Below are 15275 nucleotides of genomic sequence, written 5' to 3'. Positions count from 1 at the left end.
TCTATGGGCACTGGCCTGAAATCGCCATCGTTCGCAGGGCCAGTGCGTCGACCTTTCCACCCGGCGTTCTCGGCAGTTCCGGCAGCACGGTGATGTGGTCGGGGCGCATCGGCCCGGGGAGAGTCTCGGCTATTCTCTCGTGCAACTCCGAGGCCGTCGCACCGGCTCCCAGCACCACGAACGCGACCAGCCGTTCCCCTGCGGCCTCCCGCCGGAGCAGCACTGCGCAATCGGTCACCGCGGGGTGTCTGCGGACCGCCCTCTCGACCTCGCCCAGTTCGATCCGGAACCCGCGCACTTTGACCTGGTGGTCCACCCTGCCGAGAATGCGCAGCCGGCCGTCGTTCCCCCACCACCCGCGGTCCCCGGTTCTGTACAGCCGCCCGCCGGGCTCGAACGGATCCGGCAGGAACCGCTCCGCGGTCAGCGCCGCGCGCCGGTGGTAGCCACGGGCCACCCCAGGACCACCCAGGTGGATCTCGCCCGGTATCCCGGGCGGTACGGGCCGCAGCCGGGCATCCAGTACGTACGCCCGGTAACCGGGCACCGGACGTCCGATCGGGATGTCCGCACCGGCCGCCTCGGCCGGGCCGCAGCGGTGCGTGGTGGCCCACACCGCACACTCGGTGGGCCCGTAGTCGTTGAAGAGTGGCGCGTCCGGACAGAGCCGCAGGTGTTCGCCGACGATCTCCGGGCTCAGTGGTTCCCCGCCCACGGCCACCATCGAGAAACGGCCGAGCACGTTCCGGTCCGCGACCTGGAGCACGATCCGGTAGTGCGAGGGCACCGCGTGGATGTGTGTGACGGCCGCGAGCTCCAGCAGCTTCCGCAGCGCCATCGGGTCGTGCGCCTCGGTCTCGGTCGGCAGCACCACCGCGCCGCCGCCGGTCAGAGCCCAGAACATGCCGCCCGCCGCCCCGTCGAAGCACAACGGCGGCAGCACCAGGTCCCGGCCGGGCGGAGGGCCGGCCACCGCGCGGGCCGCCGTGGACGCGACGATCGCCCGGTGGTGCACTGCGATGCCCTTCGGTTCGCCGGTGGAGCCGGAGGTGTAGATGACGTACGCCAGGTCGTCGGGGGTGACCCGCACGCCGGGGGAGGTGCCGGGCAGCCCGGCGGCCCCCTCGGCCGGCAGCACCGGCACCGGGACGGAGAATTCCGGCCGCCGGCGGGCGAGTAGTGCCACCGCCCCCGAGTCGGTCAGGATGTGCCGGATCCGCTCGGGCGGGTACGTCGGCTCGATCGGGACGTAGGCGGCGCCGGCTTTCAGAGTGCCGAGCATCGCGGTCACCGACCAGGCGGCGCGCTCGGTGAGCAGGGCCACGAGCCGGCCGGGGCCGACCCCGGCGGCGCGGAGCTGCCGGGCCACCCGGTTGGCGCCCTCATCCAGTTGACGGTAGGTCAGTTCGGTGTCCCCGCACAGCACGGCCGGAGCGTCCGGGGTCCGTGCGACGTGTCCTTCGACCAGGGTGTGCAGGCAGACCGAGGGAAAGGACAGCTCGGCGCCGTGCGACCAGTCGTCGAGCGCGGACCGCTCCGGCGCGGTGATGCCGTCGATCTCGTGCACCGGCCGGTCGTCGAGCAGCCCGTCCACCACGGCGAGCAGGCGTTGCGCGAAGGTGGCGGTGGCGTTCTCCTCGTACAGACCGGTGTCGTGGTCCACGCGCAGCCGGTCGCCTTCCAGCAGGACCAGCAGCCCGTGATGGGCGACCGCGTCCGCCACCCGGACCGGCAGCGCCGTGTACGCGCCGACCCGCACCGGCTCCGGTTCGCCGCCGGGGGCCAGCGCGAGCGCCGCGCGGAACCCCTGGGGGATCGGGACACCGGAGGCGACCGCCTCTCCGGCCCGCCGCAGAGCGGCGGCGCCGGACACGGTCTCGATCACCCGCGGTGTGACCGCCACGGGGGTGTCGGACGCGACGACCAGCGCTGTTCCGGGCGAGCCGCCGCAGCGGACCAGGAGCACCGCGACGGCCGCGGCCAGAGCCGCCTCGACGGGTACCCCGGCGGCCCGCAGTCGTGCGACGGCCGGGCCGGCCGGGACCCGCACGGTCCGCGCGTTCCCGGAGGCCCGGCCACCGCCACCCAGGATGGTGGCCGGCTCCGGCGCCGCGCCCTCGGCGTGGGTGCTCCGCGCCCCGGCGAAGTCCGGTAACCGACCTTGCGGTCCGGCCTCGGCCGCTGCCGGGAACGGGGTCTCGTCCGTCAGCAGCCACCGCATCACCGCCGCCGGGGGCAGCGGGTCCGCGGTGACCACCACCAGGAGGAACCGTTCCTCGCCGAGCCGGGCCAGCAGCACCCGGGCGGGCCCCGGTTCCGCCTCGGCGGCGGCGGTCTCCTCCCGGACCAGTTCGCCCCACTCCGTACTGTCCGTCCCGCCGGTCACCAGGTCGTGCACGGTGAGCGGGACCTCTGGAACCCGGGCCGCGACCCGCGCCCGCAGCGCCCGCAGGTCCGGCCGGCCGTCGACCACCCAGGTGCCGGTGGTGAGACCGGCGCGGCCGCCCGCCGGGAGACCCGCCGGATCGGCCGAAGGAACAGCCGCAGGGACGACTGCCGGAACGGACATGGGTACGGACGCGGACATGGCTCGCTTCCTCCTGTTGTGCTGTCGTGGTGAAGCGGCCGGACGGTTGCCCGGCCGCCTCTGTCTGCTCCCGCGGCCCGTCAGAGCAGGACGCGCTCCGCCGGAGTCCCCCGGTGGGCCCGCGACTTGCGCAGGTCCCGGGTGACGACCGCCTTCTTCAGCCAGCGGTCCGTCCCGTCGAACCGGGCCTTGAACGCGCTCCTGCCGTGCACCGCACGGTAGTTGTCGATCACCAGCAGGTCACCGGCATTCAAAGCGACTTCGGCCAGGTTCCGTTGCAGTTCCCCGGTCAGCGCGGTCAGCGCCGCCGCGGCCTCCTGATCACCCGGCAGCGGCGACATGAACGCCGGGTCGATCCGCAGGTACGGCCGGTCCGGATGCCCGAACAGCACGGCGACGGGCTCCGGATCGTCCTGCATCCGCTGCACCGCGTGCAGGCTGCCCCGGTTCTCGGTGAGCTTCCGGGCGTGCTTGAGGTGCTCGGTGTCCGGACGGATCAGGAACCGGGACTGGCTCAGCACCTCCCGCTGCTCGTCCGTCAGCGTCACCTCGTCCACCCCGGCCACCACCGTGGGCACCGCGTCATGGTTCCGCAGTCCCAGCAGCAGCAGGTAGTCGCAGCGGTAGGGGTGGAAGCCGTCCTCGGTGTGCCAGGCCAGCTCCACCGTGCCGTGGCCGCTCTGGTCGTTCTCGTGCGCGGGGACCGGGAGCACGTCGTGCACCAGCCTCCCGTTCTGGAGGGTCGACCAGCCGAACAGGTCTCCGAGGTGCGCGGTCGTCAGCATGAGAGACACCTCATGCACCGCCGACTCCGGTTCCCTGGGTGGCTCCCGCCAGTCCAGCGGGGTCGGCCCGAGCCGGTTGTCGTCCACCGGAAGGCCCCGCACGACCAGGCAGGAGGCCGTCTCCGCGTTCCGGAACTCCCGCAGCTCCCGGATCAGGCGCGGTGGCAGCCGGTGGGCCTGCACGGGCAGGTCGTCCAGCAGGGCAGGGGCGCTGCTCGTCCCGTGGTCCCGCAGGACCGAGCGGGTGAGCGTGTCCAGAGCGGCCCCTTCGGCCGCGTCGAGGTCCACGTAACGGATCATCGGCACTCATCTCCCGGACGATCCGTAGGGAAGCATCCTCGTGCTGTCACGAGTCCTCCTTGTCCTGACGGTCAGTTGACGGTGTCCCGCGGCACGACGAAGGTCTCGGGATCGGGCAGGTATCCGCCCTCCACCAGGAACCGGAAGCAGGAGTGCGCCCACTCCTCGGCCACCGGCGGGCAGCTGATGCCCGAACCTTCGAGGGCCTCGGTCAGTACCCGGCACTCGTCCATCGGATTGATCTGCTTCTGCAGCTCCGGGTCGAGCGCGGCGTGCCGCATCGTGGCGACCCGCAGTAGCGGGGTCATCGGGAACAGGACATGGTCCTCGCCGACGTTCAGCGCCCGCTGCCTGGCGTCCTCCTCGTCGATGACATCGAGGTTGTAGCCGAACGACCGCAGCCACTGGTAGCACTGCTGCATCGTGGTGGGTGCCGGGTTGGTGATGTTGAAGTTCTTCCCGAAGTTCTCTTCCCGGAGGGAGGTGTAGACGACGGCCTGCGCCGTGAAGTCCACCGGCACCGCGTTGATGACGTCGTTGTAGAGCGGCAGCACCCCGAGGTCGAGGAAGCCCCGCAGATACACGTACAGGTAGTCGGTGTGGTGCGAAGCGCCGGTCTCGGCATGGCCGGTGATCATCCACGGGCGCTGCACGGTCAGCGGGATGCCCCGGTCCCGGGCGATGTACATGATCTTCTCGGCCAGCCACTTGCTGCGCGGGTAGCCGGTCGGAATCCGGATCGGCCCGCTGTCCAGGTCCACCTCGGTGAACGGCCGCTCCGCTCCGCTGCCCATGAACACGTCCACACTGGAAATGAAGTGGACCGATTTCAGCGTCTGGGTCGTGGCGAGCCGCAGGACCTCCTTGGTGCCCTCGACGTTGGCCGGCCGGGCCGCCTCGTACGGGTAGGTGAAGTTGACCACCGCGCCGCTGTGGTAGATCACGTCGATCCGGGACGCGCAGGCCGCGAACTCCTCCGGGCTCAGCCCGAGCCGCGGTTTGGCCAGGTCACCGATGACCATGCGCATCCGGGAGCGGTACGACTCGTCCCACGCGTGGTAGGTGCGCAGGGTCTGCTCCATGCGCTCCCACGCCGCGTCCTCGCTCTCCGCCCGGACCAGGCAGTGCACGAGGGCGTCGGTGCTCTTGATCAGTTCCACCACGAGGAACGCGCCCAGATAGCCGGTGGCACCGGTGACCAGCGCGTGTCGCGGGTTGAACCACTCGGAGTGCGGCAGGTCCCCGGGGGTGATCTCCTCGGGCAGCCGGACCTCCTCGTGCAGCTCCTCCAGTTGCTGCGCGTACAGGACCTCGCTGTCCACGTTGTCCCGCTGCCGCCGGTCCTCCTCGATCGCCGCGGCGACGCCGGCCACCGTGGGCACCCGGAAGATCTGCTCCACCGGCAGGGTCACGTCGTGCGTCCGGGCCAGCTGCGCGGTCAGCCGCGCCACCAGCAGCGAGTTCCCGCCGAGTTCGAAGAAGTCGGCCACCGCGCTGACCGTGGGCACGCCCAGCAGCGCGCAGAAGGTCTCCGCGATCTCCGCCTCCAGCTGGGTCCCGGGCTCCACGAAGTCCTCGATGCCGAGGTCGGGCGCGGGAAGTGACGCGGTGTCCACCTTGCCGTTCGGGGTGAGCGGTATCCGCTCCAGCGTCACGAACGCGCCCGGCACCATGTAGTCAGGCACCTGCGCCAGTACGTGCTTGATCAGGGCTTCCTTGGTCAGTACCCGGCCGACGACCGGGACCACGTACGCCACCAGGCGCTGCACGCCCGGCTGGTCCTCCCGCGCGATCACCGAGGTCTCGGCGACCAGCGGGTGCCGCCGCAGGACGTTCTCGATCTCGGTCAGCTCGATCCGGAAGCCACGGATCTTGATCTGGGTGTCGGCCCGTCCCAGGAACTCGACGCTGCCGTCCTGCCGGTAGCGGGCCAGGTCCCCGGTCCGGTACAGCCGGGCTCCCGGCTCCTCGGAGAAGGGGTCGGGCAGGAAGCTCCCCGCCGTCATCCCCGGCCGGTTGACGTAACCGCGGACCACACCGCCGCCGCCGATGTACAGCTCACCGGGCACGCCGGGTGGCACCGGGCTCAGCCGCTTGTCCAGCAGGTGCAGGCGGGTGTTGGGGATCGGGTGGCCGATCGGCACCCGGCCGGACGCCGCGTCCGTCGCGGTCACCGGGTGGACGGACGCCCAGACGGTGGCCTCGGTCGGACCGTACTCGTTGAACAGCGCCACCTTCGGGGAGCGCCGCAGGTGCGCCTCGACCAGGCTGGGCGGCAGCACCTCACCGGCCAGTACGGTCGTCCGTACGGAGGGGAACGCCGCCGGCTCGGCGTCCAGCAGCACCGCGTACTGCGAGGGCACACCGTCGACGTGGGTGACCTCCTTGGCCCGGATCAGCGCACCGAGCAGCCGCGGGTCCAGGACCTCCGTCCCGTTCGGCACGACGACGGTGCCGCCGCGGCGCAGCGTCCAGTACAGGCCGCCGCCCGAGGCGTCGAAGGTGAACGGAGCCAGCACCAGATAGCGCTCCGGCAGTCCCGGGGCCTCGATGACCGAACGGGCCAGCGTGGAGTGCACGATCTGCCGGTGCTCCACCGCCACACCCTTCGGGCGGCCGGTGGACCCGGAGGTGTAGATGACGTACGCCAGGCTGTCCGGCGCGACCTCCACGGAGGGCCGGGTCACCGGGCCCTCGGGATCGGCGGTCGGCACCGCCACCCGCTCCAGGTCCGGCAGCTTGCCCGCGAGCCCGTCCAGCGCCCCCTTGTCACCGACGACCAGGGAGATCCCGGCGTCCTCGGCGATCGACGCGATGCGGTCCGCCGGGTACGACGGGTCCAGCGGCACGTACGCGCCCCCCGACTTCAGCACGCCCAGCAGCGCGACCATGGTGTGCACCGACCGGTCGGCCAGGACCCCGACCAGGGTCTCCGGGCCCGCACCGAGCTCGGCGAGCCGCGCGGCCAGTGCCTCGGCCCGCAGGTCCAGCGAGGCGTACGTCAGCTCCGCCGCGCTGGAGGTCAGCGCGAGGGTGTCCGGGTGGGCCGCCGCGGCCTCCTCGACCAGCTCGTGCAGCAGGCGCGGCCCGTCGTGCTCGGCGCCGGTCGCGTTCCACGCGGCGAGCCGCTCCTGGTCCGGGCCGGACAGCAGCGAGAAGTCGGCCAGCGGCCGGTCCGGTTCGGCGACCGCGGACTTCAGGAGCAGCAGCAGCCGGTCCAGCAGTCGCTCGGCGGTCTCACGGTCGAACAGCGCCGTGTTGAAGTGGACGCGCAGCGACAGTTCCCCGTCGCGGCGGACCGCGAACAGGTCGAGGTCGTGCGGGGTCCAGGTGACCGGCAGGTTCAGCGGACTGGCGACGGCGCCCGGCAGCTCCCGGCTGCTCCACTCCTCCTCGAAGCCGAACAGGGCCTGGAACAGAGGGGTGTGGCTGAGATCGCGGGCAGGCCGCGCCGCCTCCACGATCTGCTCGAACGGCAGCCGGCCGTGCGCCAGCGCCTCGTCCAGGGCCGAATCGGTCCGCCGCAGCAGCCCGGTCAGTGTCTCGCCGGCCTCCAGGTCGAAGCGCACCGGCAGGGTGTTCTCCAGCGGGCCGACCAGATCGCCGGCGCCGTCCTGCCAGGACGGCGGTACGGGTACGCCGACCGCGAACCCCTGTTGCTGGGCGTGCCGGGACAGCACCGCGGTGTACCCGGCGAGCAGCAGGCGGGACAGCCGGTTGCCGGTGCCGGCCGTGAACGCGTCCAGCTCGGCGCGCAGTTCCGTCGGTACGGGCACCGTCACCACATCGGCGTCGATGGTCTTCACCGGCGGCCGCGGCCGGTCCGTGGGCAGCTCCAGGGTGCTCAGGCCCGTCGTACGGGCGCGCCAGTACTCGATGTCCTTCTCGGCGTCGTCGCCGGACAGCCAGGCGCGCTGGGCGGTGGCGAGGGCCTGCGGCTCGGCGGCGAGAGCGGTGACCTCCGCGGTCCCGCCGAGCAGGTTCGCGTACCCGGCGAGGACCTCGTCGGTGAGCAGCCGTACCGAGCGCCGGTCGGCGACCAGTTGATGCACCGTCAGCAGGAGTACGTGGTCGGCCTCCCCGAGCCGCAGCAGGCTCGCCCGCACCAGCGGACCCTGCGCCAGATCGAACCGGCGGCGGGTCTCGGAGGCCGCGATCCGGGCCAGTTCGGCGTCGAGCCGGTCCGGGTCCACCTGGACCACCGGGAGCCGCAGTGACGCCACCGGCCTGACGGTCGCCAGCGGGTGGCCGTCCACCGTACGGAAGGTGGTACGCAGCACCTCGTGGCGCTGCACACTCGCCGACAGTGCCTGCTGGAGTACGGCCGGGTCTGTCCGGCCGGTCAGCCGTACGGCGACGCTGGTCTGCCAGGGCCGCTTCTCGTCCAGCTGGATCAGCAGCCACAGGCGGCGCTGCTCCAGGGTGAGGTTGCTGGTGATGTTGGCGGATGCGTCCAGGAGGCCCGCCAGGAGCGCGCGCTTCTCGTCGGACGTCAGGGAACTGATCTCTTGCTGCCCGCTCATTCGGTGGACTCCCGTCCTAGCTGTCGGATGCGATCAGGCGGAGCGTTCGCGGACCGAACGAGGACGCATGTCGGTCCACACCCGCTCGATGTGCTTGAGGCATTCCTGCTTGGTGCCGGCCGGACCGTTCGCGGCCCAGCCCGCGGGCACCGCGCGGTCGGCGAACCAGATCGAGTACTGGTCCTGCTCGTTGGTGACGACCTGGAAGACGGTGTCGGCGTCGTCGATACCCATGAGGGCTCCTCGTGGTGTGTCGTGTGGTCGGTTCGGATGTCCCGCGGTCAGTTCAGATGGCGCAGGAGCTGATCGATCTCGTCGTCGGACATCCCGGCGAGCTGGGCCAGCAGCGCCTCGTCGGAGCTGGGCCTGCGGTCGCGGGCCCGCTCGAGTTCCTCGATGGCCTCGGACAGTCCGGCCGGGGTCGGCAGCCGGAAGAAGTCACGCACCGGAACCTGGAGGCCGAACTCGGCCCGGACACGGCTCAGCAGTTTCGCGGCGAGCAGGGAGTGCCCGCCGAGCCCGAAGAAGTCGGCGTGCACTCCGACCACCGACAGCCCCAGGACGTTCTGGAAGATCGCCAGCACCCGGCGCTCCACCCCGTTGCGGGGCGCCACCTCCGCCACCGGGTCGCGCGGCGCCTGCTCCGGCGGCTCCGGCAGCGCCCCCCGATCCGGCTCGCCACCGGGACCCACGGGCAGTTCGTCCAGCACCCCGAAGACCGCCGGGACGCGGTAGCCGGGCAGCGCGGACCGGGCCCGGCCGCGGATGTCCGCGGCGAACGCCTCACGTTCCCGCTCGGTGCCGGCCGCGACGGTCCCGTCCGGCACCAGCCAGGCGATCAGCCGGGCCCCGCCGGCGTCGGTGGTCACCGCGGCGGTCCCCACCCCCGGGAAACCGGTGAGCACCCGCTCGACGGCCGCCGCCGGTACGGCGCGGTCCCCGACGAACAGCCGGCCCTCACCGGGCCCGACCGCCTCCAGGGCCCCGTCCCGGACCCGCCGGCATCGGAGACCCACCGGTACGGCGGCGCCCGTCTCGTCGGCGACGTACAGCTCGCCGACCAGACCGTCGGCCACCGGCGCACCCCGTACATCCAGCAGGCTCCGCACCACCCCGGCCGGCGGCGGTCCCAGCCGACGCGCCCGCCCCTCGTCCAGTGGGGCCAGCGCGGCCGGCACCGCCATCGGATGCGGGCCGGGGCGGCCCAGGAACACCGTGCCGCCGGTCCGCGTCAGCATGCTCACCAGGTCGGGGGCGAGCACCTCGCCCACACACACGAGCCTGGCCCCGGGCGGAGGCTCCCAGCCCTCGGTCAACACCCGCCGCCAGGTCGGCGGATCGGCCAGTACGAACGCGGCGGGCGGCCCGGCCGGTGCCACTTGCGCCCCCGACAGCATCAGGCTGCGGGCGTGCGCCAACGGCATCAGCAGATCGACCAGGGACGGCGGGGCACCGCCGTCAAGCAGCAGCACATCGTCCTCCGCAGACACCGACAGCCGCTCCGCCACAGTGGCCAGCGCGGCGGCCAGCGCCCCGTGCGACAGCATCGCCCCGGACCCGTCCGAGCCCCCGTCACCGGCCCACCAGGCAGGCGCGTCGGGCCCCGGCGCGCCTGCGTCCGCCACCGGGTCGAACCGCGGCCCGGTGGTGATCAGCCAGCCGCCCGGCTCCTCCTCGGACCGCCGGACGAACGCACCCGCCCGGTCGTGCCGCTGTCCGTACGCCGGCACCGCGCCGACCTCGAACGCCGCCAGCAACACGGCGATCAACGCCGCCGACGGCACCGGGGGAGTGGTCACCCGCATCCCGGGTCCGGCGATCCCCTCCGCCCGCAGCCGACCGGCCAGAACCGCCGACCACTCGCGCAACTCACCCAGCGTCAGGACGGCGTCGGCCGAGGACAGCACCATGTCGTCCGCGCCGCGCTCCGCCAACAGCCCCGGCACCGTGACCGCGACCGGCGGCCCGGCCGCCGCCGGCACGGCGGCCGACTCCGCCGCGTCCGCGTCCACCGCCAGGGGAAGCGCCCCCACCGGGACCGCCGGGTCCCGCAGCGCGTCCGCCAGCACCAGCCGGTGCAGCTCCACGATCCGCGCCGCCTTCGCCTCGTCGTACAGGCCCCGGTCGTAGTCCAGTTGGAGCCGCAGCCCGTCCCCGTCCGGCAGCACGGTCAGCCACAGGTCGAACTTGGCCGCCGTCCCGGTCAGTTCCACCGGCGCCATGGTCAGGCCGGGCAGCCGCACCTCCGCCGCAGGCGTGTTCGGCATCGAGAACATCACGTCGAACAGCGGATTGCGGTCCAGCGCCCGGGTCTGCCGAATCGCCTGCACGAGCCGGTCGAACGGCATCCGGTCGTGCGAGAACGCGCCCAGACAGGCGTCGCGCACCACCCCGGCCGCCGACTCGAACCCGCCGCGCAACGGCAACCGGGCCCGCAGCACCAGGGTGTTCGCGAAGAACCCCACGAGCCGCTCCGCGTCCGGATGGTGCCGCCCCGCCACCGGCGTGCCCACCACCACGTCCTCCTGGCCCGTCACCCGGGCCAGCGTCGCCATGAAACCGGTGAGCAGCACCATGAACAGCGTCCCGCCGGACCGCTTCGCCAACTCCTCCAGCGCGGCCGTCGTCGGACCGTCCAGGCGCTCCTCCACCCGGCCGCCGTCCCCACCGCGCCCCTGATCCCGGGGACGGTCCACCGGGAGCTCCAGCGGCGTCGTACCGGCCAGCGCCTCCTGCCAGTGGGCGACCATCCCATCCATCCGGTCGCCGGCCAACTGCTCGTCCAGCCAGCCGACATAGTCGGCGTACTGCACCGGCAAATCGCCGAAACCGGCCCGGCCGCGCTCCCGCAACCCCCGGTAGGCGTCCGCGAGATCGCCAAAGAACACGTCCATCGACCAGCTGTCGCACACCAGATGATGGATCGTCACGATCATGGTGTGCCTGCGCGGCGCCTCTCTCACCAGGACCAGCCGCAGCAGCGGTGGCGCGTCCAGCGCGAACGGCAGCGCCGCCTGCTCCCGGGCCAGCCGCTGCACCCGCGCCTCGGCCGCCTCGGGCGACAGGGCCGCGCAGTCGACCACCGGCAGCGACACCAGCGCCTCCGGCAGCACCAACTGGTGCGGATCACCGTCGACCAGCCCGACTCCGGTGCGCAGGCTCTCGTGCCGCGCCACCACCGCGTTGACCGCCTGCTGGAGCAGCACGATGTCCAGATCGCCCGTCAGCCGCACCGCGCTCACCACGTTGTACGCGGCATTGCTCGGCGGATTCAGCTGGCAGACGAACCAGAGGCTGCGCTGCGCCGGCGCGGCCGGCAGCACGAAGTAGTCGCTGTAGTCGCGGGACTCGCCGCTGCCGACACCACCGGCGTACGAGGAACTGCTCACTGGGTCCCCGCCTCCTTCGCGGCTGATACGCCAAGTGCCGTCTCGATGAAGGTCACGACGCTCCTCTCGTGGTCCTGCACGAAGAAATGACCTCCGTCGAAGTCGTGCACCGAACAGTCCGACGACGTCTGCCGGGCCCAGCCCGCGTCCCCGGGCCGCACCAGCGGGTCCCGCGTACCGCGCAGCACCCGCACAGGCACCGGCAACGGGGGCCCCGGCACATGTCCATAGGTCTCCGCCAAGGTCAGATCGGCCCGGATGGTGGGCAGCATCAGCGCCACCAACTCCGCGTACTGCGAAAGCTCCTGGGGCTCCATCCCCTCCCAGGCGCGCAACCGGTCCAGCAGCTCCGCGTCCGGCAGGTGGTGCACCTGCTCCTGGTCCGCGTACTGCGGGGCGTCCCGCCCCGACACGAACAACGCGACGGGCAGCGGCAGTTCCAGGTCCACGAACCGCCGCAGCACCTCGAAGGCGACCAGCGCTCCCATGCTGTGCCCGTAGAACGCGTACGGCCGGCGGGTCAGTGGCTTCAGCGCGGGCGCCAACGCGTCGACGAGCGCCGTCATCTCCTGGAACGGCGGCTCCCCGAGCCGCACTTCCCGGCCCGGCAGCTGCACCGCGGTGATTTTCAGCGCCGAGGTGTATCGGTGCCAGCTCCGGAACACCGCGGAACTGCCCCCGGCATGCGGAAAGCACACCACCTCGCTGACCGGATCGGCCACTTCACCGAAAGATCTGAACCAACGGGAACCACTCGGCCGGGTCGGGCGCACATCTACCTCCATCGGAGATGGCGAACACAGAACGCGAGAATGTGCTGGATCGGCACCACCGGATCAGATTCACCGACCGGATCGCAGTGCGGAATCCTATCCATACCAGTTTCATTCAAGGGCGCTCAATGACCGCATACCGGCCTGAGAGGCGAGCGATAAGGAACTGAGAGCCGAGTGAGAGACAGCACGCTTTTAATTGCATCGGCGCCGAAGTGTGTCGCCTTCGCGCCGAGTCACCACCGAACCCCGCACTCTCCCTGATACGTCGATCCGACACCGGGCCGCCCGCGGCCGAGGGAATGGAGTCCGCCGATGCCGATCCCCGCCCGCCCCACACTCGTGCACACCCTGGTCGGGCACGCCGCCACCCGAGGCGAGCAGACGGCCTACGAGTACCTGCACGACGACGGGCGAGTGGACAGCCTCACGTACGGGGAACTGCTGACCCGAGCCACCAGGACGGCGGCGCGACTGCGCGCCGACGGCGGACAGAACGGCCCCGCCCTGCTGCTCTACCCGCCCGGCCTGGACTTCGTCGTCGCCGTCTGGGCCTGTCTCCTCGCCGGCGTGCCCGCCGTTCCGGCCTACCCGCCGCTGTTCGGCTCCACCGACCGCATCACGGCCCGCTTCACCCGGATCCTCGACGACTCGCGGGCCACCACCCTGCTGGCCGACCCGCTGGTGCTCGGACTGTTCACCTCGGGCCTGCGAGCCGAGGACCTGCCACGGGTCCTCACACTCGAAGACACCGTCGATGAGACCGCCGGCCCGGCCGGGGCCGGGGGCCCTGATCCTGACGTCCTCGCCGAACTGCTGCGTACCGCCGCGGTCCCCGAGGACACCGCACTCATCCAGTACACCTCGGGCAGCACCGGACAGCCCAAAGGCGTCGTTCTGGAACACCGGAATCTTCTCGCCAACATCAAGGCGATTACCGAGGTGTTCCAGCTCGACGAAACCGCGCGAGTCGTATCCTGGCTGCCGCCCTATCACGACATGGGGCTCATCGGATTCATACTCACGCCCGTCCACGGCGCATTTCCGGTCCGATTGATGTCTCCCGTACATTTCCTCAAGAGTCCGCTCTCCTGGCTGCGGCAGATCAGCGAACTCGGCATCACCCACACCGGCGGTCCGAATTTCGCCTACGACCTGTGCGACCGGCGCGCGGCCACCGGCGACCTCACCGGACTCGACCTGAGCACCTGGCGCCTCGCCTTCAACGGCGCGGAACCGATCCGGCCCGCGACTCTCCAGCGGTTCACCGAGCGCTTCGCCGCCCACGGCTTCCGCCCCGAGGCGTTCCTGCCCTGCTACGGACTGGCCGAGGCCACCCTCATCGTCACCGGACGCCACTGGACCGCCCACGACATCGTCGACGAGGACGGCCGTGTCGACTGCGGCCCCGTCATCGACGGACACACCCTCGCCCTTGTCGACCCCGACACCAACACGCCCGTCCCCGACGGCGCCGAGGGCGAGATCTGGATCAGCGGCCCCAGCATCAGCGGCGGCTACTGGAACAGCACCGGCACCCCCGACAGCGAACTCTTCGGCCTCCTCGACGGCACCCGCCACCTGCGCACCGGCGACCTCGGCCGGCTGCGCGCCGGACACCTCACCGTCACCGGCCGCCGCAAGGACGTCCTCATCCAGAACGGGGTCAACCACCACGCCCACGACCTCTGTTCGGCCGCCGCCGAGGACAACCCCGCCGTACGGCCCACCGCCGCCGCCTTCAGCGGCCCCGACGAAGAGGTCGTCATCGCCGTCGAAGTCGTCGGCAGGGACCACGACCCGGCGGCCGTCGCCGCCGACATCCGGACCCGCGTCCTCACCGCCACCGGAGTCCGCGTGCACACCGTGGTCCTCTGCCCGCCCCGCACCATCCCCCGCACCACCAGCGGGAAGATCCAGCACTCCCTGGCCCGCACCCGCCACCTCGCGGGTGAACTCGGCGGCACCGCGGTCACCGCCACACCGGCCACCGCCACCGCGGAGGAGGCGGAACTCATCACCCTCTTCCTCTCCTCCATCTTCGCCGCGGTCTGCCAGGTCCCCTCCTGCGGACCCGACGAGACCCTCAGCGCCATGGGCGGGGACTCCCTGCGCGCCGCCGAGATCGCCGCGGTGGTCGAGGACGCCCTCACCCTCCCCGTACGCGTCGAGGACGTGCTCCGAGCCCAGTCGCCCCGCGAACTGACCGCCCGCCTGGCCCAGCGCTGGGCCGACGACGGGGTGCCCCCCGCCGACGCACTGGAACGGGTCAAGACCCTGATGTCCCACGAGTGAGGCCGACACCCACACCCGGCAACCAAGCGGAGGACCACGTCCGGTGACGAAACGGAGGACGACGCCTGTGTCAGACAACTCTCAGGTACCCGCCGACCTTGGCCGCGACCTCCTCGCCCGCTGGCGTGCCCGCACACCGGACGCCACCGCACCCGTCGACCCCCAGGTCAGCCCCATCCAGCTCGGCCTGCGGCTGTTCGAGGAGATCCACCCGGGCACGGCCGCGAACATCCTGCGCTTCGACGCCGAGGTCGGGGGCCCCGTCGACACGGACCGCCTCGCCGCCGCCCTGCGCACACTCGCCCGGCGGCACGCCGTGCTGCGCACCACCTTCCCCCAGGGGGACCGCACCGCCTGCGCCGTCACACCCGAAGCCGACGCCGCACCCGACCTGACCGCCACCGACCTCGGCCACCTCGGCGCCGACGCCGGCCGCGACCGGGCCCGCGCCGCCGCCGACACCCGCGCCGCCGACCCCGTGGACCTCGCCACCGGCCCGCTGTGGCGCGTCGCCGTCTGGACCTTCGCCGACGGCACCGCCCGCCTCCAGCTGCTCGCCCACCACATCGTGGCCGACGGCTGGTCCCTCGGAGTGTTCCTCGCCGAACTCGGCGCCCTGTACG

Annotated in this window: 8 protein-coding genes; 2 read left to right on the top strand and 6 right to left on the bottom strand. The window is 72.2% G+C overall.

The window, feature by feature from the left end:
• Position 1: 1 nt before the first annotated feature.
• From P3L51_RS16085 to P3L51_RS16060, 6 genes are all read right to left on the bottom strand, one after another.
• Positions 2 to 2587 (bottom strand): amino acid adenylation domain-containing protein, encoded by a 2586-nt coding sequence (locus tag P3L51_RS16085; RefSeq protein ID WP_354605902.1) that lies wholly within the window; start codon positions 2585 to 2587, stop codon positions 2 to 4.
• Between the two features lie 80 nt (positions 2588 to 2667).
• Positions 2668 to 3672 carry a guanitoxin biosynthesis L-enduracididine beta-hydroxylase GntD gene (gntD, locus tag P3L51_RS16080; RefSeq protein ID WP_354605901.1) on the bottom strand — a complete coding sequence of 335 codons (1005 nt, stop codon included), beginning with the start codon at positions 3670 to 3672 and terminating at the stop codon, positions 2668 to 2670.
• 71 nt (positions 3673 to 3743) lie between these two features.
• Positions 3744 to 8195: a non-ribosomal peptide synthetase family protein gene (locus P3L51_RS16075; protein WP_354605900.1), complete on the bottom strand. Its 4452-nt coding sequence runs from the start codon at positions 8193 to 8195 to the stop codon at positions 3744 to 3746.
• Positions 8196 to 8228: 33 nt separating this feature from the next.
• The gene (locus P3L51_RS16070; RefSeq protein WP_078078457.1) at positions 8229 to 8429 is read right to left on the bottom strand and encodes an MbtH family protein; all 201 of its coding nucleotides are present in this window, start codon (positions 8427 to 8429) and stop codon (positions 8229 to 8231) included.
• Between the two features lie 47 nt (positions 8430 to 8476).
• On the bottom strand, positions 8477 to 11584 hold the full coding sequence (locus P3L51_RS16065; RefSeq protein ID WP_354605899.1) for a condensation domain-containing protein: 3108 nt from the start codon (positions 11582 to 11584) through the stop codon (positions 8477 to 8479).
• Complete coding sequence (locus P3L51_RS16060) at positions 11581 to 12369, bottom strand: thioesterase II family protein (RefSeq protein ID WP_354605898.1); 789 nt, start codon at positions 12367 to 12369, stop codon at positions 11581 to 11583. The genes P3L51_RS16065 and P3L51_RS16060 overlap by 4 nt, the downstream gene beginning before the upstream one ends.
• A 303-nt stretch (positions 12370 to 12672) precedes the next feature.
• Between P3L51_RS16060 and P3L51_RS16055 the strand changes: the two genes are divergently transcribed.
• Complete coding sequence (locus P3L51_RS16055; RefSeq protein WP_354605897.1) at positions 12673 to 14652, top strand: AMP-binding protein; 1980 nt, start codon at positions 12673 to 12675, stop codon at positions 14650 to 14652.
• Between the two features lie 67 nt (positions 14653 to 14719).
• Positions 14720 to 15275, top strand: a 556-nt coding sequence (locus tag P3L51_RS16050) for a condensation domain-containing protein (protein WP_354605896.1), incomplete at its 3' end; no start/stop codon positions are given.

This window comes from Streptomyces panacea (assembly GCF_040560175.1).
Classification (GTDB): domain Bacteria; phylum Actinomycetota; class Actinomycetes; order Streptomycetales; family Streptomycetaceae; genus Streptomyces; species Streptomyces panacea.
This window is presented reverse-complemented; position numbering and strand designations above follow the sequence as displayed.

Coding starts and splice junctions, on each gene's coding strand:
- P3L51_RS16085 (WP_354605902.1), bottom strand. CDS start 2,587: ATGTCCGCGTCCGTACCCATGTCCGTTCCGGCAGTCGTCCCTGCGGCT.
- gntD (WP_354605901.1), bottom strand. CDS start 3,672: ATGATCCGTTACGTGGACCTCGACGCGGCCGAAGGGGCCGCTCTGGAC.
- P3L51_RS16075 (WP_354605900.1), bottom strand. CDS start 8,195: ATGAGCGGGCAGCAAGAGATCAGTTCCCTGACGTCCGACGAGAAGCGC.
- P3L51_RS16070 (WP_078078457.1), bottom strand. CDS start 8,429: ATGGGTATCGACGACGCCGACACCGTCTTCCAGGTCGTCACCAACGAG.
- P3L51_RS16060 (WP_354605898.1), bottom strand. CDS start 12,369: ATGGAGGTAGATGTGCGCCCGACCCGGCCGAGTGGTTCCCGTTGGTTC.
- P3L51_RS16055 (WP_354605897.1), top strand. CDS start 12,673: ATGCCGATCCCCGCCCGCCCCACACTCGTGCACACCCTGGTCGGGCAC.